Below are 19,973 nucleotides of genomic sequence, written 5' to 3'. Positions count from 1 at the left end.
ACAAAGGCGCGACCAGGTGGAATTCCGGTCGGGCGTTCCGGCACGGGTTGCCGGACGCCGGGTTCTGGGAGGCCCGCCGCGCGGGGGCCGGTGGAGACCGGGTTCCGTCAGGGAGAACGAGGCACCGTGCGGGGGGAAACGGTCCGACCCTCCGATCACCCGAATGCCCGGTCCGCGGCGCCGTTGCGCCGGATGGGTGACAGTGCCGGGACCGTCGCAACCGGTCCGGTGGGGTCTCGTTCTAGATGTCGCACTCCCCGTGCATATCTGTCGAACAGTCAGGAGGCTCGTATGAGCATCAAGAAGACCGCCGCCGTCGGCGCGGCCGTGGTGGGCATCGTGGCCGCCGGCGCCGGTTCCGCGATGGCCAGCTCCGGCGCCCAGGGCGTCGCCGCCGGTTCCCCCGGTGTCGTCTCCGGCAACCAGATCCAGATCCCGGTGCACGTTCCGGTCAACGTCTGCGGCAACACCATCGACATCATCGGCCTGCTGAACCCGGCGTTCGGCAACAAGTGCGCCAACGTGGGCTGAGCCCGCACCCGGTTCGGCCGGTGCGAGCCGCCGTTCCGCGCCTCCCTCCTGGGGCGCGGGGCGGCGGCTCTTCGTTGTGCCGTGAACGTGTCGGTCCGTCGGTTCCCGGCGGTGTCACGAGTCTTGTTGCGTTACTTGTCAGTACCTAGAATGCGAGACCTGCTCACCTTTCCTGCTCCTCTCTTGCTCCGCACCGCTCGGCTCCCCGCCAGGGCGGTCCCCACCCCCGCAAGGAGTCGCGTGTGATCAGGTCACCCCTGCCGGCGGCACGGCGAACGCGTACGGGTGCGTCCCGGTGCGCCGCACTGCTCGCCACCGGAGCCCTCCTCGCCACCCTCGGCCTGGCCGGCGCCCCCGCCGCCCTGGCCGACCCCGCCCCGGCCGCGCCCGCGGCCACCCGTCCGGCCGCGATCGTCGCCCTCGGCGACAGCGCCATCTCCGGGGAGGGCGCCGGCACCGACACCAACGACGGCTACTTCCCGGAGACGGACAGCCCCACCAACTACTGCCACCGCCACCCCAAGTCGGAGATCTTCGTCACCGACATCCCCGGGGTCACCCCGATCGACCTGGCCTGCTCCGGCGCCCAGACCGGCGACCTGGTCAGCGACCCGGAACTGGCCAAGGTCACCGGCCCCGGCAGCGGCGACTTCGGCGAGCCCAAGCAGGACGTCAAGCTGGCCGACACGGCGGCCAAGTACGACGTCAGGATGGTCGTCGTCACCATCGGCGCCAACGACGACTTCGACTTCAGCGGGATCATGATGCACTGCCTGGCGCAGTACTTCCCGATCCCCAAGGACCAGGGCTGCCGGGACACCATCGGCAGCGACGAGATCCGCCGGCGCGCCAAGGGCGTCCAGCCCAAGGTGGTCGCCGCGCTCCAGAACATCCGTCAGACCATGCGCAAGGCCGGCTACGCCGACTCCTCGTACCAGCTGGTCTACCAGTCGTACTTCAACCCGATCACCCCGGACATCCGGCGCAACGACTACCTCGGCAAGGTCGCCGACGGCTGCCCGGCCTTCCCCGAGGACCTCGCCTGGGGCCACAACTGGGTGGTGCCGACACTCAGTGACGCGCTGCGCGGCGCGGCCGAGCAGGTGCCCGGCGTCCGGTACCTGGACCAGCGGCGGGTCGCCTTCGGGCACGAGGTCTGCGCGGAGTGGACGTCCTCCCCGTACGAGTACTCCAACGGGGACGTCATCAACCTCTCCGAGTGGGTGCGCAACGGCTGCGACTCGCAGATCGGCATCCCCGGGCTGTGCATGAACATGGTCCGCCAGTCGTACCACCTGAGGGTGGCCGGTTACCGCGGCGAGGGCGTCTGCCTCGGCCAGTTCTACGCCCGGACCGAGCTGGCGCAGGCGTACTGCACGCTCAACCAGCAGAACACCACCTCGATCCAGCCGCTCACGCCCGGACAGCCGTTCGGGGACGTCCCCGAGGACGGCGCCTGGTACCAGCTGACCAACGCCGCCAGCGGCAACGCGCTCGACCTCACCGGCGGCGGCAGCTACGGCGACTCCACCAACGGGCGGCCCGCGATCACCTATCCGGCCACCGGCGGGCTCAACCAGTCCTTCGTCCTGGAGGCCAAGGCGGGCGGCAGCTACGAGCTCGACTTCAGCGGCAACCGGAACATGTGCCTGGACGCCAACGCCGGCTCCACCGCCCCCGGCACCCGGATCCAGCAGTGGGGCTGCAACGGCGGCGGCAACCAGCACTGGGTGTTCACGCCGGCCGGCGACGGCCGCTACAAGATCGCCGACTCCCAGGACCGCGGCAAGGTCCTGGCCGCCGGCAGCACCCTCGACGCCAAGGGCAACCCGTACGTCGAACTCGCCACCGACACCGGCGCCGCCAACCAGCTCTGGCAGCTCACCAAGCTCGGCATCGTCTACGTCCACGGCTGATCCACCCCGCACGCGCCCAGGCCGTCGCCGCCCCCGACCGGGCGGCGACGGCGTGGTCCTCGGCACGGGTGGCACGGTGCCGGACAGGGCTCCGGGGGCACCAGGGGGCCTCGGTTCGGGGGCGTGCCGTAGGCTCACGGGAAAATCGTTGCGCCGGAGCCGCGCGGACCACGAGCGGGGCGGGGAGTACCCAGACCAGATGAGCACGGCATCGAGCACTGAGTCGTCCAGCACCCAGTCCGGAGCGCCCGCGGCGCCCGGAGCGGAGCCGGTGGAGACCCCCGAGGAACGGACCGGCCGGGAGCCCGGCCGGTTCGGGGCGCTGGTGGACCGCTTCGCGCCCGCGCTGGGCGCGTACGCGGTGGTCAAGGCCATCGGCGTGACCGTCTTCATGCTGCTGCTCTCGCACACCGGCGACTACCTGAACAAGCAGCCGGGCCGCGGCGGCGGCGCCAATCCCTGGGACGTGCTGGGCACCTGGGACGGCGTCTGGTACCAGCGGATCGCCGAGAACGGGTACAACCCGCAGCTGATCCCGCTGCACGGCTTCCCGCTGGCGACCTACTACGAGAACTCGGCCGCCTTCTTCCCGCTCTACCCCTGGCTGATGCGGCTGGTCGGCGCGGTCACCGGGCTCGGCCCGTACGGCTCCGGGATCGTCGTCTCGGTGCTGGCCTCGCTGGTCGCGGCGGCGGGGATCTTCGCGATCGCCGAGCGGCTCGGCGGCTTCCGGGCGGGCGTGATCGCGGCGGTGCTCTGGGGCCTGTTCCCGGGCTCCGGCGTGGAGTGGGCGGTCTACTCGGACTCGCTGTTCGTCGCGCTGTCCGCCTGGGCCTGCTACTGCGTGATGACCCGCCGCTGGCTCGCGGCCGGTGTGCTGACGCTGGTGGCGGGCCTCAACCGGCCGACCGCCGCGGTGCTGATCGCCGCCGTCTCGATCGCCGCGCTGGTCGCGCTGGTCCGCCGCACCGACGGGGTGGCCCGTCCGCTGACCGCGATGCTGATCACGCCCTGGGGCCTGCTCGGCTACGTCGCCTGGGTCGGCTGGAAGATGGGCGACTGGGGCGGCTACTTCAAGCTCCAGCAGGGCGCCTGGAACCGCTACTTCGACGGCGGCTCCTCCACCCTGCGCACGATCAGGGACGTGATCACCGGCCACTGGACCTACTGGCAGGCCAATCCCGTCCCGGACCTGATCGCGATCGGCCTGCTGATCGCCCTGCCCGGGCTGGTGCTGCTGCTGTGGCGCACCCGGCCGCCGTTGGTGCTGTGGGTCTACACCGGGCTCACCATCTTCACCGCGCTGAGCACCAACCAGATCTTCGGCAACATCTCGCGCTACCTGCTGCCCGCCTTCCCGCTCTGCATCGGCCTGGCGGTGGCGCTGCGCCGGGTGCGGCTCTCCTCGCTGGCCTGGCTGCTGGCGATGCCCGTCCTCGCGGCGGGCTGGTACGCGGGCTATGCGCTGTTCGAGTTGGGCATCCCGTAGACCCGGCGTTGGTTGGCTACGGGATCATCCGGGAGCAGACGGGCCGTTGCTAACCTCGGACGTATGACGACGACCCCGCCGCCCGTGCGCCAGATCCGCGACATCTCCGGGCTGATGGACCACGCGAGCCACGTGCTGGCCACCCGGATGGCGGCCGCCTTCACCGAGCTCGGGATCACCCCGCGCGCCTACTGCGTGCTGTTCCACGCGCAGGAGTCCGAACGCACCCAGATCCAGCTGGCCGAGCTGGCGGACCTGGACAAGACGACCATGGTGGTCACCGTCGACGAGCTGGAGAAGGCGGGCCTGGCCGAGCGCCGCCCGTCCGCGACCGACCGGCGGGCCCGGATCGTCTCGGTCACCGAGGCGGGCGAGCGGGCCGTGGTGCAGGGCACCGCGATCGCCGACCGGGTGCACCGCGAACTGCTGGAGGCGCTGCCGCGGCCGGAGCGCGACGTGTTCGTCTCGGCCCTGACCCGCCTGGTGGACGGCCACCTCGCGGAACCGGTCGAGGTCGAGCGCACCGTCCGCCGTGCCCGCCGCTCGCGGGGCTGACCGCCCCGACCCCAAGCTGCTCCCGAGATAGATAGTCCCGAACAAAACGATCTGATAGCGTCCTACCCGGTACTCGACGAACCGGGAGAACCGCCATGACCACGCACGCCCCGGCCGCGCCCACGCCGGCCCCCGCCACCGCCCGCTCCCGCACCCTCGCCCTCGCGGTGCTCTGCGCGGGAATGCTGATGATCGTCCTGGACGGCTCGATCGTCACCGTGGCGCTGCCCGCGATCCAGGGCGACCTGCACTTCTCGCCCGCCGGCCTCACCTGGACGGTCAACGCCTACCTGATCGCCTTCGGCGGCCTGCTCCTGCTGGCCGGCCGGCTCGGCGACCTGATCGGCCGCAGGCGGATGTTCGTCGCCGGGCTCACCCTCTTCACCGCCGCCTCGCTGCTCTGCGCCGTCGCCACCGGGCAGCAGGCGCTGATCGCCGCCCGCTTCCTCCAGGGCGTCGGCGGTGCGATGGCCTCCGCCGTCAGCCTCGGCATGATCGTCACGCTCTTCCCCGAGCCGGCCGAGCGCGGCCGGGCGATCGGCGCGTTCAGCTTCGTCGGCGCGGCCGGCGCCTCGATCGGCCAGGTCCTCGGCGGGGTGCTCACCCAGGCGCTCAACTGGCACTGGATCTTCCTGATCAACCTGCCGCTCGGCCTGGCCGCCGTCCTGCTCTCCCTGCGGCTGCTGGAGTCCGACCGCGGCCCCGGCCTGCGGGCCGGCGCCGACGTGCTCGGCGCCGTGCTGATCACCGCCGCCCTGATGCTCGGCATCTACACCATCGTCGGCACCGGCGAGCACGGCTGGACCTCGGCCCGCACCCTGGGCCTCGGCGCGCTCTCGCTCGCGCTGCTGGCCGGCTTCCTGCTCCGGCAGGCCCGGGCCGCCCAACCCCTGCTCCCGCTGCGGATGTTCCGCTCGCGCGACGTCTCCGGCGCCAACGCCGTGCAGGTGCTGACCATCTCCGGGATGTTCGGTTTCCAGATCATGGTCGCGCTCTACCTGCAGCAGGTCCTCGGCTACGGCGCCGCCGCCACCGGCCTGGCGATGCTGCCGGCGGCGGCCGCCATCGGCGCGGTGTCGCTGCTGCTCTCGGCCCGGCTGAGCGCCCGGTTCGGCGAGCGCGCCGTGCTGCTCGCGGGGCTCGCCATGCTGCTCGCCGCGCTCGGACTGCTGGTCCGGCTGCCCGCCGACGCCGACTACGTCGTCCACCTGCTGCCGACCATGCTGCTGATCGCGGGCGGCGGACTGGTGCTGTCCACGCTCGCGGTCCTCGGCATGTCGGGCGCCGGACCGCAGGACGCGGGCACCGCCTCCGGCCTGTTCAACACCACCCAGCAGGTCGGCGGCGCGCTCGGGGTCGCCGTCCTCGGCACCCTCGCGAGCGGCCGCACCGCCGCCCTGACCGCGGCCGGGCACCCCGCCGCGGACGCCCTGGCCGGCGGCTTCCGCCTCGCCTTCGCGGTCGCCGCCGGACTCCTCGCGGTGGCCCTGCTGCTCGCCGCCACCGTCCTGCGGCCGACCGGGCGTCAGAACTGACGGTCAGCCAACCCGCCCCGCCCCGGCCCGCGTTCGAACAGCGCGCCGGGGCCGGGCGTCACGGCCAGACCAGGCAGTACAGCTGGTGCCCGGCCTCGTGCAGCCGGTTGGCGAAGTCCTGCCACTCGTGCAGCATGCTGTAGATCACGAACGCGTCCCGCGGCCCGCGCCGGTCCGGCACGGTGGACCAGATGAAGGCGGCGGCGCCGAGCTCCGTCTCGTCGGCCTTGCGCAACGGCTCGACGACGTTGTGGGGCAGCTGGACGACGGCGTAGTCGGGGTGCAGCACGACCAGCTCCAGCGGCGGCACCTGGTGCAGCGGCACGCCCTGGATGCCGGTGAGCACCATGGCGCTCATCGTCTCCGGCTTGATCTTGGTGGAGAGGTGGCCGGTGGGGGAGCCGCTGGTCTCCATCAGGTCGCCGAGCCGCCCCAGCGAGCCCAGCTCGCCGGCCTCCAGGCCGAGTCCGCCCGGGCCGAGGGCGGTGGGAACTCTGGCGGCGGTCGCGCGGTCCGGGGCCCCGAAGTACTTGTAGGTCACCCCCACGCGTCCCTCACCCCGCCTCTCACCGCCGCGACGACCACGACCCGTACCCGCTCCCGTACCCCCGCGTGCGGTTTCGGCGGGCCTGCGGGAGCCCCCCGCAGCCTCGTCGTAGCCGTCCTGCGCCTCGGACACTCGGACCATCCTCACCGGAATTCGCCGGAATCGACAGACCCCCGCACATCCGGCGCCCACCGGACGTGCTCCTTACCCGTCATGCGCCGCCGTACCCACTCGCGGTACGCGGCAGTCCTCTCCACACCCCTGCACACAAACCGGAACGCCCGTGCACTCTGTGTACACAGTCTGACTGGTCCCCGGTCCGGTGCAGTCAGCGGCCCCTGCTGTACGGACAACCGTACAGACAACGGTGCCCGGATCATCGTTCCAGATGATCGGGTCGGACATGCAGAGCGTGAGGACACGATTTGAGACCATGTCTTTTGTGAGCTACCCCTACGAAGCCCCCCAGTCCCAGTCGCTGTTCGACCGCGCCTCCGTGGTGACGCCCGGCGGCGTCAACTCCCCGGTGCGCGCCTTCCGCGCGGTCGGCGGCACGCCGCGCTTCATGGTGTCCGGCACCGGCCCCTACCTGACCGACGCCGACGGCCGCGAGTACGTCGACCTGGTGTGCTCGTGGGGTCCGATGATCCTCGGCCACGCGCACCCCGCGGTGATCGACGCCGTCCAGCAGGCCGTCTCCAAGGGCACCTCCTTCGGCACCCCCGGCCAGGGCGAGGTCGAGCTGGCCGAGGAGATCGTCGGCCGGGTCGCCCCGGTCGAGCAGGTCCGCCTGGTCTCCTCCGGCACCGAGGCCACCATGTCCGCGATCCGGCTGGCCCGCGGCTTCACCGGCCGGGCGAAGGTGGTCAAGTTCGCCGGCTGCTACCACGGTCACGTGGACGCGCTGCTGGCCGCCGCCGGTTCCGGCGTGGCCACCTTCGGGCTGCCGGACACCCCGGGCGTCACCGGCGCCCAGGCCGGCGACACCATCGTGCTGCCGTACAACGACCTGGCCGCCGTCGAGCAGGCCTTCGCCGCCCACCCGGGCGAGATCGCCTGCGTGATCACCGAGGCCTCGCCCGGCAACATGGGCGTCGTCCCGCCGCTGCCCGGCTTCAACGGCGGCCTGGCCCGGCTCTGCCGGGAGAACGGCGCGCTGTTCATCTCCGACGAGGTGATGACCGGCTTCCGCGTCTCCAAGGCCGGCTGGTACGGCCTGGAGGCGGCGAACGAGGGCTGGGCGCCGGACCTGCTGACCTTCGGCAAGGTCATGGGCGGCGGCTTCCCGGCCGCGGCCTTCGGCGGCCGCGCCGACGTGATGGCGCACCTGGCCCCGGCCGGCCCGGTCTACCAGGCGGGCACCCTGTCCGGGAACCCGATCGCCACCGCGGCCGGCCTGGCCCAGCTGCGCGGCTGCACCGACGAGGTGTACGCGACGGTGGACAAGGTCGCCGCCGAGGTCTCCGGCCTGGTCACCGACGCGCTCGCCAAGGAGGGCGTGGCCCACCGGCTGCAGACCGCCGGGAACATGTTCTCGGTGTTCTTCACCGAGGCCCCGGTCACCGACTACGACGAGGCCAGGACCCAGGAGGCGTACCGTTTCACCGCCTTCTTCCACGCGATGCTGGCCGCGGGCGTCTACCTGCCGCCGTCCGCCTTCGAGTCCTGGTTCGTCTCGGCGGCCCACGACGAGCGGGCGATCGAGCGGATCGCCGCCGCCCTGCCGGCCGCCGCGCGCGCCGCTGCCGCCGCCACGGCCTGACCCGTCGCGGCCCGAACCCGATTCCCAGGAGTAGTCGAGAAGTGAGCGCCAAAGAGATCACCGTCGTCCACGTGATGCGGCACGGCGAGGTGCACAACCCGGAGGGCGTCCTGTACGGGCGCCTGCCGGACTACCACCTGTCCGAGCTGGGCCGGAAGATGGCCGAGCGGGTCGCCGAGGACCTGGCCGGCCGGGACATCACCCACGTGGTGGCCTCCCCGCTGGAGCGGGCCCAGGAGACCGCCGCGCCGATCGCCGAGGCGCACGGCCTGGACGTCGCGGCGGACGGGCGGCTGATCGAGGCGGAGAACGTCTTCGAGGGCAAGACCTTCGGGGTCGGCGACGGTTCGCTGCGGAACCCGGGCTACTGGAAGTACCTCACCAACCCGTTCAAGCCCTCGTGGGGCGAGCCGTACCTCGACCAGGCGGTGCGGATGATGGGCGCGCTCGGCGCGGCCCGGGACGCCGCGCGCGGGCACGAGGCGGTCTGCGTCAGCCACCAGCTGCCGATCTGGACCCTGCGCTCCTTCGTGGAGCGCCGCCGGCTCTGGCACGACCCGCGCAACCGGCAGTGCTCGCTGGCCTCGCTGACCAGCTTCACCTTCGAGGGCGACAGGATCGTCTCCGTCGGCTACCGCGAGCCGGCCCGCGACCTGCTGCCCGCGCACCTGGTGGGCAAGGGCCGCAAGGGCGACAAGCCGGTGGGCAAGAGCTTCGGCGCCTAGCCTCCGCACCTTCGCCGCCCCGCCTCCGTAAGCGGCGTGTAAGTATGACTTCGGGTCACCTGGCAGATGCCGGGTGACCCGATTTCGTCGCAGGTCAGAGGGGGTGCGACGCGCAAGGCAGGACCCCGGCGAACCGGCCCGGAACTCCATGCGAAACTTTTCACATGTCTGCCATGACGCGCCCCCGTCCTCGTGTCGCCGCAGCAGCCGCCGCCACCGTCGCCGCCGCTGCGCTCGCCCTCACCGGCTGCTCCTCCTCGGGCTCGTCGGGCGGCGGCGAGGGCCAGGTCGGCTTCGTCACGGTCAAGGGCACCAACCTGTCGAAGGCGGAGGCCGGCAAGCGCGGGGACGCGCCGGACATCTCCGGCGAGACGCTGGAGGGCACCGCGGCCAAGCTCTCCGACTACCGGGGCAAGGTCGTCGTGCTGAACGTCTGGGGCTCCTGGTGCGGCCCGTGCCGGGCCGAGGCCAAGAGCCTCCAGAACGTCTCGGAGAAGTACAAGGACCAGGGCGTCCAGTTCCTCGGCATCAACACCCGGGACACCGAGAAGCAGAACGCCGTCCGCTTCGAGCAGGAGCAGGGCGTCACCTACCCGAGCCTCTTCGACCCGGCCGGCACCCAGCTGCTCAAGTTCCCCAAGGGCAGCCTCAACCCGCAGTCCATCCCGACCACCCTGATCGTCGACCGGGACGGCAAGCTGGCCGCCCGCGCCGTCGGCGGCACCACCGAGGACGCGCTGGAGTCGATCCTCCAGCCGGTGGTCGCGGAGCAGAAGCAGTGAGTCTGCCGCCCCTGTACCTCGCCGACGCCACCTCGACCGTCCAGAGCGGCGCGCTGCTGGCCGCCGCCCCGGTCGCGCTGGTGGCGGGGCTGGCGTCGTTCTTCTCGCCGTGCGTGCTGCCGCTGGTCCCCGGCTACCTGTCGTACGTGACCGGCTTCTCCGCCGCCGACCTCGCGGACGCCCGCGGTTCGCGGCGCGGCCGGATGCTGCTCGGCGTGGTGCTGTTCATCCTCGGTTTCACCGCGGTGTTCGTCTCCACCGGCGCCCTGTTCGGCTACTTCGGCCAGGAGCTCCAGGACTACAAGCGGATCATCAGCATCGTGCTGGGCTCGCTCACCGTGGTGATGGGCCTGGCGTTCATGGGCCTGGTGCCCGGGCTGAGCATGCGCGAGGTCCGCTCGCACCGCCGCCCGGCGGTCGGCCTGCTGGGCGCCCCGATGCTCGGGGTGGTGTTCGGCGTCGGCTGGACCCCGTGCATGGGCCCGACCCTGACCGCCGTCCAGAACCTGGCCCTCAACCAGGCCGACGCCCAGCGTGGCGCGCTGCTGACCACCTTCTACTGCCTGGGCCTCGGCGTACCGTTCATCCTGGCCGCGGTGGCCTTCCGCCGGGCGCTGGGCGCCTTCGGCTGGGTCAAGCGGCACTACCCGCTCGTCATGAGGATCGGCGGCGGCATGCTCGTCGCGGTCGGTCTGCTGCTCGTCACCGGGATCTGGGACTCGATGATGAGCCAGCTGCAGTCCTGGACCGCCGACTTCCAGATCGGAATCTGACCGTGAGCAACACCACGACCGAGACCGAGCAGCCGCCGGCGCCGGACGACAGTGCCGCCGAGCGGCTCAGCACCGCCCCGGTCGAGTCCGAAGGCCCGACCGGCATAGGGCCGTTCGGCTGGGCCCGCTGGATGTGGCGCCAGCTGACCTCGATGCGGGTCGCCCTGATCCTGCTGTTCCTGCTGTCGCTGGCCGCCATCCCCGGCTCGCTGATCCCGCAGAACGGGCAGAACCAGTTCAAGGTGCAGACCTGGAAGGCGCAACACACCACGGTCGCGCCGATCTACGAGAAGCTCCAGCTGTTCGACGTCTACAGCTCGGTCTGGTTCTCCGCGATCTACATCCTGCTGTTCGTCTCGCTGGCCGGCTGCATCGTCCCGCGCACCTGGCAGTTCGTCGGCGTGCTGCGCTCCCGGCCGCCGGCCGCGCCGCGCAACCTGACCCGGATGCCGGTGCACGCGGTCTGGCGCACCGAGGCGGACGCCGACAAGGTGAACGCCGCCGCGCACCGGCTGCTGCGCAAGCGCGGCTTCCGCGCCCACCTGTCCGGCGGCGCGGTCGCGGCCGAGAAGGGCTACCTGCGCGAGGTCGGCAACCTGCTGTTCCACCTGTCGCTGTTCGCGCTGCTCGGCGGCTTCGCCTGGTCCAGCCTGGCCGCCGGCACCGGCGGCAAGCTGATGATCGAGGGCGAGGCCTACTCCAACACCATCACCCAGCTCGACGACTTCACCGGCACCCGGTTCTACGGCAGCCAGGACCTGGACCCCTTCTACCTGAAGCTGGACGGCTTCACCTCGAAGTTCCAGGAGAAGGGCGACCAGATCGGCGCCGCCCGGCAGTTCACCGCGCACGTCGAGTACTCCGAGGGCGGCGACCCGTCCGCGCTGAAGAAGTCGACGATCGAGGTGAACCACCCGCTGGAGGTCGGCGGCAGCAAGGTCTACCTGATCGGCCACGGCTACGCCCCGGTGATCACCCTCAAGAACGGCAAGGGCGACGTCGTCTACCAGGGTGCCGTCCCGTTCCTGCCGCAGGACGGCAACCTGACCTCCACCGGCGTGGTGAAGGCCTCCGACTACGGCGTGGGTCCCGACGGCAACAAGACCCAGATGGGCTTCTCCGGGTTCTTCCTGCCGACCGCCCCGCTGAGCTTCGAGGGCACCGGCCCGGTCTCGCTGTTCCCCGGTGACGCCGCCCCCGAACTGGTGCTGAACGCCTTCGCGGGCGACCTGGGCACCGACTCCGGCCTGCCGCAGAACGTCTACCAGCTCAACACCCGCAAGCTCACCCAGCTGATCCAGGACGGCCAGCCGGCCAAGGCCAGGCTCAAGCCGGGTGAGGGTTGGACCCTCCCCGACGGCTACGGCTCCATCACCTTCGACGGTTACAAGCAGTGGGCCAGCTTCAACATCACGCACCGCCCGGGCAATGAGATCGCCCTGGTCGGCGGCGTGCTGGCGATCCTCGGTCTGATCGGCTCGCTGTTCATCCAGCGCCGCCGGATCTGGGTGCGGGCGGTCGCCCTGCCCGGCGGCGGCACCCAGGTCGAGCTGGCCGGCCTGGCCCGCAGCGAGTCGGCGAAGATCGCCGAGGAGCTGGCGGAGCTCGCGGTCGACCTCCAGGACGACGCCCCGGCCTCCGAGGACGACGCCCCGGCCTCCGAGGACGACGCCCCGGCCTCCGAGGAGGAGGCCGAGGACGGTGCCGGGGAAGCCGACACCCCGTCCGACGCGACACCCCACGACCCCGAGGCCGAGGCCTCAGCCCCCGCAGTCCCTGCCGACCAGAACTCCAAGGAGTAGACGGTGCAACTCGCCTCGGCGGTCGACCCACAGCTGGCCGACCTCTCCAACAAGCTGATCTATTCGGCGATGGTGGTCTACACGCTCGCCATGTTCGCCCACATGATCGAGTGGACCTTCGGCAGCAAGGGCGCCGTCGCCGTCCGCTCGAAGGTCCAGGCCGGCAGCCTCGGCGAGAGCGTCGCCACGGCCGAGAAGAAGGCCAGGAAGGTCACCGTCACCGTGGCGGGGGCCGGCGGCGGCACCACCACGCTCACCCGCACCGCGGTCGCGGGCGAGGGCGCGACGGTGGTCACCAGCGGGCGCGGCGTCGAGGAGGAGGACGGCCCCGGCGCGGCCGGCACCAACGAGCGGGCCGACCTGGCCGGACGGATCGCCGTCTCGCTCACCGTGCTCGGCGCGGCGCTGCACGCGGGCGGGATCGTCGCCCGCGGCCTCTCGGTCTCGCGCTGGCCGTGGGGCAACATGTACGAGTTCTCCTGCGCCTTCGCCTTCGCCATGACGGCGGCGTACCTGGTGCTGCTGGCCGCGAGGAAGAACGTCCGCTGGCTCGGCCTGCCGGTCGTCCTCGCGGGGCTGCTGACCCTCGGCATCGCCACCACGGTGCTGTACACCGACTCCGAGCAGCTCGTCCCGGCGCTGCACTCGCCGTGGCTGGCGATCCACGTGTCCACCGCGATCTTCTGCGGCGGCGCCTTCTACGCGGCGTTCATCGCGACGCTGCTGTACCTCGGCAAGGACTCCTTCGACAAGCGCATGGCGGCCGGCCTGACCACCGGTCCGCTGGGCACCTCGGCCTCGATCTGGCGCCGGCTGCCCGCCGCGTCGACCTTCGACAAGCTGTCCTACCGGATCAACGCCCTGGTCTTCCCGCTGTGGACCTTCACCATCATCGCGGGCGCGATCTGGGCCGAGGCGGCCTGGGGCAAGTACTGGGAGTGGGACCCGAAGGAGACCTGGTCGTTCATCACCTGGGTCGCCTACGCCTGCTACCTGCACGCCCGCGCGACGGCCGGCTGGAAGGGCCGCAAGGCCGCCTACCTGGCGCTGGCGGCGTTCGCCTGCTGGCTCTTCAACTACTACGGCGTGAACATCTTCGTCACCGGAAAGCACTCCTACGCGGGGATCTGACCGGGGCACACGATGACCCACCGGCCCGGCTCTCTCCCACAGGTAGCCGGGCCGATGTGCAGGGGTAGTGCGTGCCGGCCGCCGGTCGGTGCGAGAGGGAATTGAGGAGGAAATCGCGCAATGGAGTGCGACGAGGTCATGCTGACCGTCCGAATCACCGCCGCCGAGCGCATGCTGCTCCGCAGGCTCGCCCAGGGACACCGGAGCGACGTGTCCGAGGTGGTGTCCGACGCGCTGCTGGACATCATCCCCACGCTCAGCGCACCGGGGGACGCCTACCGGCTGCTGGGCGCGCTGGCCATGCCCGCGCCGTGCGCCCTGACGGTCTGGCTGCCGACCGCGCTGGCCGACCTGCTGGTGCCGGGCGCGGCCCGGATCGCGCAGATCACCGACGTCCGGGTCGAGTCGGCCAGTGCCGCCCTGGGCGCGGCGCTGCGGCTGTGGCTGGCGCAGGACCCGGTCCGGCTGGCGACCAATCTCAGCGTGATGCACGCGGGCCGGCCGGCCGCACTGGTGGCCGCCTGACGGGGACGAGCCCCCCCGAGGGGGACCAGCCGCCCGTCGGGGGATCAGCTCGCCAGCGGCAGCCGGGTGCCGCCGAGGCCCGGCGCGGCGGGGCGGCCCTCGTAGGCCTCCCGCCGGGCCGGCACCCTCGGGCCCTCGGCCGGCCCGTCCAGGGGTGCGGTGAGCAGCAGGCACTCGGCCGCCGGCCGGCCGTCCTGGACCAGTTGGACCCGTACCGCCAGCCGGCCGTCCGCCGCGGCCGGCCCGGCGGTCGGCCCGGCGGTCGGTTCGGGGACCGCCCGGACGAAGCAGGGCCGGTCCAGCTCGATGTAGCGGTCGAAGGAGGTCACCAGCTCGACCGGCACCACCGGTTCGGGGTGGCGCAGCCGCTGGGCGGCCTGCCGGGCGGCCTCCAGCACCAGCATGCCGGGCACGTGGTCCAGCTCGTGGTCGAACAGCACCGGGTGGGTGGCGTCGGCCCGCAGCAGCCAGGTGTCCGGGGCCAGGGTCGGGCCGAGCACCACGTCGGCGGGCTGCGCGCGGCCGACCAGCTCGGGCGCGGCGGGCGCCGGCAGGAGCGGCAGGGCGGTGCGCCGCGCGGGCCCGCGCAGCCGGGCGTACGAGGCGGGGGAGAGCACCCGCAGCCGGCCGCTGCCGCGGCCGATCGGCCGGCCGTCCCGGGTGACGTCGACGCGGACCCGCAGGGAGACCAGTTCGCCGTGCCGCATCCGGACGTCCTCGCAGCCGACGGTCAGCATCAGCGAGGCGGGGCCGGCGGTGACGGCCAGGCCCGGCAGTCCGGGTTCGTGGAGCGCGTAGGAGAGGTCCTCCATCACGAAGTGGTGGCCGCGCGGCACCCCGAACCCGGCGTGGCCGATCAGCAGTCCGGTCTGCCGGATCGTTTCGGCGAGCAGCACCGGGTCGTGGTAGCGGTCCCCGGGCAGCCGGTAGAAGCCGTGCAGCCGGGGCCACTGGGCGCCGAGCAGGAAGTCGTACGGGCCGGTGGCCTGCCAGCCGGTGAGGAACACCTCGGACACCGAGGCGCGGTGCACCAGGTGCCGGGAGACGGTCCGGTCGTGGAAGTCGTAGCCGGTCGCGGGGCCGTCGTGGAAGTCGAAGCCGCCACCGCTGCCCGGGCCGGGGCGGGCGTACGGGCCGTGCGGGTCCGGCTCTACGATCGATGGCATGACGGGCCCCCGCTTCAGGGTGTCGGTCGGAGCGGCCGCCACGGCCGTCCGAGCAAAACATACATACCACCCGGTTTGTGTTTTGCGACTGGGGGTGCCCGGGCCGCATTCTCCGGCCCGATCACGCTACCTGCCCCGTGGGCTGGGGGAATACCCGTCGAGGGGGTCCCGGACCATCGATGGGGGTCCGTCCCCGCTGGACGGCGGGGGCGAAGCAGGCGCTAGATTAGATACCAACCATGCGGTTTCGGAGGGTGCCGTCCGCATGCGAGCGCCGCCTCCGCAGGGGCCGCGCCGACAGCAGCCGGGTGGGGCGGGGATCGCGCCCGGCCGAGTCCGGAGGGGGCCAGTGGTCAAGCAGGAACGGGCCGGGCGGACCCGGCAGGCCGTACTGCTCGCCGCCGCGGAGACCTTCGCGCGCGTGGGCTTCGAGGCCGCCAGCCTGGTCGACATCAGCCGGCGGGCCGGGGTGAGCAAGGGGGCCCTCTACTTCCACTTCGTGTCCAAGCAGGCCCTCGCCGACGGGGTGCGCTGCGCCTCCGGACGGGAGGTCGGCTCGGCCGCGCTGCGCGCGCTGCGGGCCGACGGCCCGGCGCTCCAGGGCCTGATCGACTTCACGCACGAGCTGGCCCGGATGCTGCGCGAGGACGTGGTGGTGCGGGCCGGCGTCCGGCTCGGCCGGCCGGGGCCGCGCCGGGACGGTGCCCAGGAGGGGCCGGACGGCCGGCCCGTTCCGGTGGCCCCCGACGTCGCCTGGCGCAGCCTCACCGCCGTCGTCCACCGGCTGCTGGACCGGGCCGCCGAGGCCGGCGAGCTGTGCCCCGGGGTGGACCGGCGGGCCGCCGCCGAACTGCTCACCGCGGTGGCGGCCGGCCAGGTGCTGCTCGCGGGCGAGGAGACCGGCCGGCCCGGGCCGGAGGCCGTGAGCAGGCTCTGGACGGCGGCGCTGCCGGCCCTGGTGGCGGCGGAGCGGCGGGTGGGCTACCGGGTCTGAGCCGGCCGCCGTGGCCGCCCCGCCCCGGCGGCCCGGTTGCGCCCGGTCGAGCCCGGCGGCTCAGGCGCGCTCGGCGACGCTCAGCCGGGCGAGCGCGTGCGGCTGGACCAGGCCGGGCAGCAGCAGCGTCCACAGGTCGGACAGCCGCTGGACCAGGTCCTGCCGGTCGGCCAGCACCTGGGAGCTCAGCTGGATGCCGGTGACGGCCCCGGTGATCACCCCGGCGGCCGCGGTCAGGTCGACGCCCGGGTGGAGGTCGCCGGCCTCCCGGGCGCGCTCCAGCAGTTCGCGGACCGTGTCCATCCAGCCCTGGTAGGCCGCGAGCTGCGGCTGGGTGAAGCTGCCGTGCTCGATCGTCAGCCGGATGCTGCCGCGCACCAGCGGGTCGGTCTGGAGCGCGCGGGCGAAGGCGTAGCCGAGGTCGATCAGGTTCTGCACCGGGCTGTCCGAGGCCGGTGTCCAGCCGGAGATGAAGACGCCCTGTCCCTCGATGACGGCGAGCGCCAGCTCCTCCTTGGAGTGGAAGTGGAAGTACAGCGCGCCCTTGGTGACGCCGGCCCGGTCCAGGATCTCGGACATCGTGGCGGCGGCGTAGCCCCGCTCGTCGAACACCTCGGCCGCGGCGACGAGTACCGCCTGGCGGGTCGCCAGTGCGCGGGCCTGCCTGGCCATCGCAGCCTCCCTGGAGTGTTCTGGTCTCGGCAGCGGCCGATCCTATGGGGGCGGACGGGGCGGCGGACGCATACCGTCCAGTAGGCATCCTACCGAGCCCTCCGCGGGCCCTTCCGGCCCCGGGCGACCGGGCGGGGCCGCTCCGGCGCGGCCCCGGGGCAATGCCGGACGGCCGGTCACCCGGGCGGGGTGACCGGCCGTCGGCTCGGGCCGTGGGCCGTCAGGCGGCCTGCTGCCAGCTGAACGGCGAGTAGTACGCCGGGCGGCGCTCCAGGCGCTGCCAGTTGGCGATCGGCTCGATCGGCGCGGCGGCGGCGGCCTGCTGCGCGGCGGCGGCGCGCGCGGCGAGGACGGCGGTCAGGGCGGCGAGTTCCTCGTCGGTGAGACTGCCGCGGACGATGCGGACGAGGGGTTCGGCGGAAGCGGTCATGTCCTGGTTTCTCCCCCGGTGGCTGCGGTCTGAGGTGGGTGCCCGGTGCGTACGGGCGGTTGCTGCGGGGCGCGTGCGGTGCGCACGCGCGGCGGAGCGCGCCGCTACATCGGCGGGTTGCCGTGCTTGCGGCTGGGCAGGTCGGCGTGCTTGGTGCGGAGCATGGCCAGGGCGGAAGAGATCACCTGGCGGGTCTCGGCCGGGTCGATGACGTCGTCGACGAGGCCGCGCTCGGCCGCGTAGTACGGGTGCATCAGCTCGTTCTTGTATTCCTTGATCTTCTGGGCGCGCATGGCGTCCGGGTCCTCGGCGGCGTTGATCTCGCGCCGGAAGATGACGTTGGCCGCGCCCTCGGCGCCCATGACGGCGATCTCGTTGGTGGGCCAGGCGTAGGACAGGTCGGCGCCGATGGAGCGGGAGTCCATGACGATGTAGGCGCCGCCGTAGGCCTTGCGCAGGATCAGCGAGATGCGCGGCACGGTGGCGTTGCAGTACGCGTACAGCAGCTTGGCGCCGTGCCGGATGATGCCGCCGTGCTCCTGGTCGACGCCGGGCAGGAAGCCGGGGACGTCGAGCAGGGTGACCAGCGGGATGTTGAAGGCGTCGCACATCTGGACGAAGCGGGCGGCCTTCTCGCTCGCGTTGATGTCCAGCACGCCGGCCAGCGACTGCGGCTGGTTGGCGATGATGCCGACGACGTGGCCGTCGATCCGGGCGAGCACGCAGAGCACGTTGGTGGCCCAGCGCTCGTGGACCTCCAGGTACTCGCCGTGGTCGACGATCTCCTCGATGACCTTGCGCATGTCGTACGGGCGGTTGCCGTCGGCGGGCACCAGGTCCAGCAGGCTGTCGTTGCGCCGCTCGACCGGGTCCTCGCTCATCACGGACGGCGGCATCTCGCGGTTGTTCTGCGGCAGCAGCGACAGGAGGTAGCGGACCTCCTCGATGCAGGACTGCTCGTCGTCGTAGATGAAGTGGGCGACACCGGAGACGCCGGCGTGCACGTCCGCACCGCCGAGGCCGTTCTGGGTGATCTTCTCACCGGTCACCGCCTGGACCACGTCCGGGCCGGTGATGAACATCTGCGAGGTCTCGCGGACCATGAAGACGAAGTCGGTCAGCGCGGGGGAGTACGCGGCGCCGCCGGCGCACGGGCCGAGCATCACCGAGATCTGCGGGATGACGCCGGAGGCCTTGGTGTTGCGCTGGAAGATGCCGCCGTAGCCGGCCAGCGCGGTGACGCCCTCCTGGATGCGGGCGCCGGCGCCGTCGTTCAGCGAGACCAGCGGGGCGCCGGCCGCGATGGCCATGTCCATGATCTTGTGGATCTTCTGCGCGTGGGCCTCGCCCAGCGCGCCGCCGAAGATCCGGAAGTCGTGCGCGTAGGTGAAGACGGTGCGCCCGTGCACGGTGCCCCAGCCGACGATCACGCCGTCGGTGTGCGGCTTCTTGGCCTCCAGGCCGAAGCCCTGGGCGCGGTGCCGGCGCAGCGGCTCGACCTCCTGGAAGGAGCCCTCGTCCAGCAGCAGCTCGATGCGCTCGCGAGCGGTCAGCTTGCCCTTGGCGTGCTGGGCCTCGGTGGCCTTGTCGCTGGGGCCGCGGCGGACCTTCTCGCGCAGCTCGTGCAGCTCGGCGACCCGCCCGCGGGCGTCGGCCGGGACCTCGGGGACCTCGCCGTCGACCGGCGCCTCATGCACAACCGTCATCTCGAACCACTCCAAGGGTGAGGGAACTGTCCGACAGCCAACGTCTGCTGTGCCCCCGGCTGCGAATCACTTTCTTCACTTATGACTGTACGAGGGGCCGTGCGCTGGTTTCGGCGTCGATTCCGTACAAGGTCGGGTTCGTTTAGCTGTCAGGCCTGTACAGAAGCTGTCGGTTCGGTCACTGAGCGCTCGGTGTTCGGTTGGATACCGGGGGTTGTCGGACAGATGATGGTCCGATGATCTGAGCATGAAGAAAAGCGCAGGTCAGGGACGCCTTCCAGTAATGTAGGCCGGTCCTCTTGGGCCCCGCTCAAGGTCCGCTCAAGCCCGGCGGGCAGGGGGGCGCCATCCGGGTTAGGGGTTGCGCAGTCGTAGGGAAGCGCCAAAAATGCCGCAGCCCACCCCGCGCGGTGGGGGTGGGCTGTCCGAGCGAGCGGGCGGACCTGCGCCGATCAGCCCTTGCGCCCGTCCTCGGGCTCGTCGCCGTCGCGCAGCTCGCGCTCGCGGCGGCGCAGGTCGGCCTCCCACTGCTTGAGCATGTCCTCGTGGTCTCTGTTGCTCTTCTTCAACGAGGCGAGGAACTCGGGGTCGTCGTCCGGAGCCAGCGGGCGCCCGCCGCGCGGGGCCGGACGGCCCGGGCGGTCGTCGGCCGGGTAGCCCGGCCCGGCCCCGGCGGGCGCGGTCCGCAGGAAGCCGCGCTGCTTGCCGGCGATCAGCCAGGCGATCGGGCCCAGCGGCGGGAAGAGCAGCACGATCAGCACCCAGACCACCTTGGGCAGGTGCTTCACCTCGTCCTCGGGCGTGGTCAGGCAGTCCACGAACGCCCAGACCCAGAGCGCGAGCGGAAGGACGATGGTCAGAAGAATCCTCGGCACGGCTGGGATCTCCCCCCGGGCGACGGCGGCGGCGGGCGCCTTCCAGGGGCCCTTGAC

The 19,973-nt window shown here is 72.3% G+C and carries 19 protein-coding genes; 13 read left to right on the top strand and 6 right to left on the bottom strand.

Features of this window, described 5'->3' with window-relative positions:
• The first annotated feature begins 291 nt into the window (after positions 1–291).
• From ACZ6EM_RS19325 to ACZ6EM_RS19305, 5 genes are all read left to right on the top strand, one after another.
• A complete protein-coding gene (locus ACZ6EM_RS19325) occupies positions 292–531 on the top strand; it encodes a chaplin (protein WP_401054532.1) in 240 nt (79 codons plus the stop codon).
• Between the two features lie 242 nt (positions 532–773).
• A complete protein-coding gene (locus ACZ6EM_RS19320; protein ID WP_401054534.1) occupies positions 774–2,447 on the top strand; it encodes an RICIN domain-containing protein in 1,674 nt (557 codons plus the stop codon).
• Positions 2,448–2,646: 199 nt separating this feature from the next.
• On the top strand, positions 2,647–3,936 hold the full coding sequence (locus ACZ6EM_RS19315) for a glycosyltransferase family 39 protein (protein WP_380542126.1): 1,290 nt from the start codon (positions 2,647–2,649) through the stop codon (positions 3,934–3,936).
• Between the two features lie 63 nt (positions 3,937–3,999).
• Positions 4,000–4,491 carry a MarR family winged helix-turn-helix transcriptional regulator gene (locus ACZ6EM_RS19310; RefSeq protein WP_401046586.1) on the top strand — a complete coding sequence of 164 codons (492 nt, stop codon included), beginning with the start codon at positions 4,000–4,002 and terminating at the stop codon, positions 4,489–4,491.
• 95 nt (positions 4,492–4,586) lie between these two features.
• Positions 4,587–6,026: a DHA2 family efflux MFS transporter permease subunit gene (locus tag ACZ6EM_RS19305; RefSeq protein ID WP_401046590.1), complete on the top strand. Its 1,440-nt coding sequence runs from the start codon at positions 4,587–4,589 to the stop codon at positions 6,024–6,026.
• 58 nt (positions 6,027–6,084) lie between these two features.
• On the opposite strand, the gene ACZ6EM_RS19300 is transcribed toward ACZ6EM_RS19305, so the two are convergent.
• Positions 6,085–6,567, bottom strand: a complete 483-nt coding sequence (locus ACZ6EM_RS19300; RefSeq protein ID WP_380542117.1) for a hypothetical protein — start codon at positions 6,565–6,567, stop codon at positions 6,085–6,087.
• 439 nt (positions 6,568–7,006) lie between these two features.
• On the opposite strand from ACZ6EM_RS19300, the gene hemL reads away from it, so the two are divergent.
• The 7 genes from hemL to ACZ6EM_RS19265 all read left to right on the top strand — a co-directional run bounded on the left by hemL (position 7,007) and on the right by ACZ6EM_RS19265 (position 14,073).
• Positions 7,007–8,335, top strand: coding sequence for a glutamate-1-semialdehyde 2,1-aminomutase (gene hemL / locus ACZ6EM_RS19295; RefSeq protein ID WP_380351288.1), 1,329 nt, complete (start codon positions 7,007–7,009; stop codon positions 8,333–8,335).
• A gap of 74 nt (positions 8,336–8,409) precedes the next feature.
• Positions 8,410–9,060: a histidine phosphatase family protein gene (locus tag ACZ6EM_RS19290; protein WP_359902904.1), complete on the top strand. Its 651-nt coding sequence runs from the start codon at positions 8,410–8,412 to the stop codon at positions 9,058–9,060.
• A gap of 164 nt (positions 9,061–9,224) precedes the next feature.
• Positions 9,225–9,842, top strand: a complete 618-nt coding sequence (locus tag ACZ6EM_RS19285; protein ID WP_359902808.1) for a TlpA family protein disulfide reductase — start codon at positions 9,225–9,227, stop codon at positions 9,840–9,842.
• 2 nt (positions 9,843–9,844) lie between these two features.
• Complete coding sequence (locus tag ACZ6EM_RS19280; protein ID WP_387686369.1) at positions 9,845–10,615, top strand: cytochrome c biogenesis CcdA family protein; 771 nt, start codon at positions 9,845–9,847, stop codon at positions 10,613–10,615.
• Between the two features lie 2 nt (positions 10,616–10,617).
• Positions 10,618–12,417, top strand: coding sequence for a cytochrome c biogenesis protein ResB (gene resB, locus ACZ6EM_RS19275; RefSeq protein ID WP_465772838.1), 1,800 nt, complete (start codon positions 10,618–10,620; stop codon positions 12,415–12,417).
• 3 nt (positions 12,418–12,420) lie between these two features.
• On the top strand, positions 12,421–13,548 hold the full coding sequence (ccsB, locus tag ACZ6EM_RS19270; RefSeq protein WP_401046596.1) for a c-type cytochrome biogenesis protein CcsB: 1,128 nt from the start codon (positions 12,421–12,423) through the stop codon (positions 13,546–13,548).
• A gap of 138 nt (positions 13,549–13,686) precedes the next feature.
• Positions 13,687–14,073 carry a hypothetical protein gene (locus tag ACZ6EM_RS19265; protein WP_359902817.1) on the top strand — a complete coding sequence of 129 codons (387 nt, stop codon included), beginning with the start codon at positions 13,687–13,689 and terminating at the stop codon, positions 14,071–14,073.
• A gap of 44 nt (positions 14,074–14,117) precedes the next feature.
• On the opposite strand, the gene ACZ6EM_RS19260 is transcribed toward ACZ6EM_RS19265, so the two are convergent.
• Entirely contained in the window at positions 14,118–15,239 is a 1,122-nt protein-coding gene (locus ACZ6EM_RS19260) for a ScbA/BarX family gamma-butyrolactone biosynthesis protein (protein ID WP_465772837.1), read from the bottom strand.
• Positions 15,240–15,588: 349 nt separating this feature from the next.
• Between ACZ6EM_RS19260 and ACZ6EM_RS19255 the strand changes: the two genes are divergently transcribed.
• Positions 15,589–16,233, top strand: coding sequence for a ScbR family autoregulator-binding transcription factor (locus ACZ6EM_RS19255; RefSeq protein ID WP_452179054.1), 645 nt, complete (start codon positions 15,589–15,591; stop codon positions 16,231–16,233).
• A 60-nt stretch (positions 16,234–16,293) separates the two neighbouring features.
• On the opposite strand, the gene ACZ6EM_RS19250 is transcribed toward ACZ6EM_RS19255, so the two are convergent.
• From ACZ6EM_RS19250 to ACZ6EM_RS19235, 4 genes are all read right to left on the bottom strand, one after another.
• The gene (locus ACZ6EM_RS19250) at positions 16,294–16,905 is read right to left on the bottom strand and encodes a ScbR family autoregulator-binding transcription factor (RefSeq protein WP_401056711.1); all 612 of its coding nucleotides are present in this window, start codon (positions 16,903–16,905) and stop codon (positions 16,294–16,296) included.
• Between the two features lie 220 nt (positions 16,906–17,125).
• Positions 17,126–17,335 (bottom strand): acyl-CoA carboxylase epsilon subunit, encoded by a 210-nt coding sequence (locus ACZ6EM_RS19245; RefSeq protein ID WP_359902827.1) that lies wholly within the window; start codon positions 17,333–17,335, stop codon positions 17,126–17,128.
• Between the two features lie 104 nt (positions 17,336–17,439).
• Entirely contained in the window at positions 17,440–19,041 is a 1,602-nt protein-coding gene (locus ACZ6EM_RS19240; RefSeq protein WP_359902830.1) for an acyl-CoA carboxylase subunit beta, read from the bottom strand.
• A 452-nt stretch (positions 19,042–19,493) separates the two neighbouring features.
• On the bottom strand, positions 19,494–19,916 hold the full coding sequence (locus ACZ6EM_RS19235; protein ID WP_465772836.1) for a PLD nuclease N-terminal domain-containing protein: 423 nt from the start codon (positions 19,914–19,916) through the stop codon (positions 19,494–19,496).
• Positions 19,917–19,973 lie beyond the last annotated feature (57 nt).

The sequence above is a fragment of the Kitasatospora sp. NPDC041917 genome, assembly GCF_055589745.1.
The sequence above is the reverse complement of the archived record's forward strand: the minus strand, read 5'-3'. Positions and strand labels throughout refer to the sequence as shown.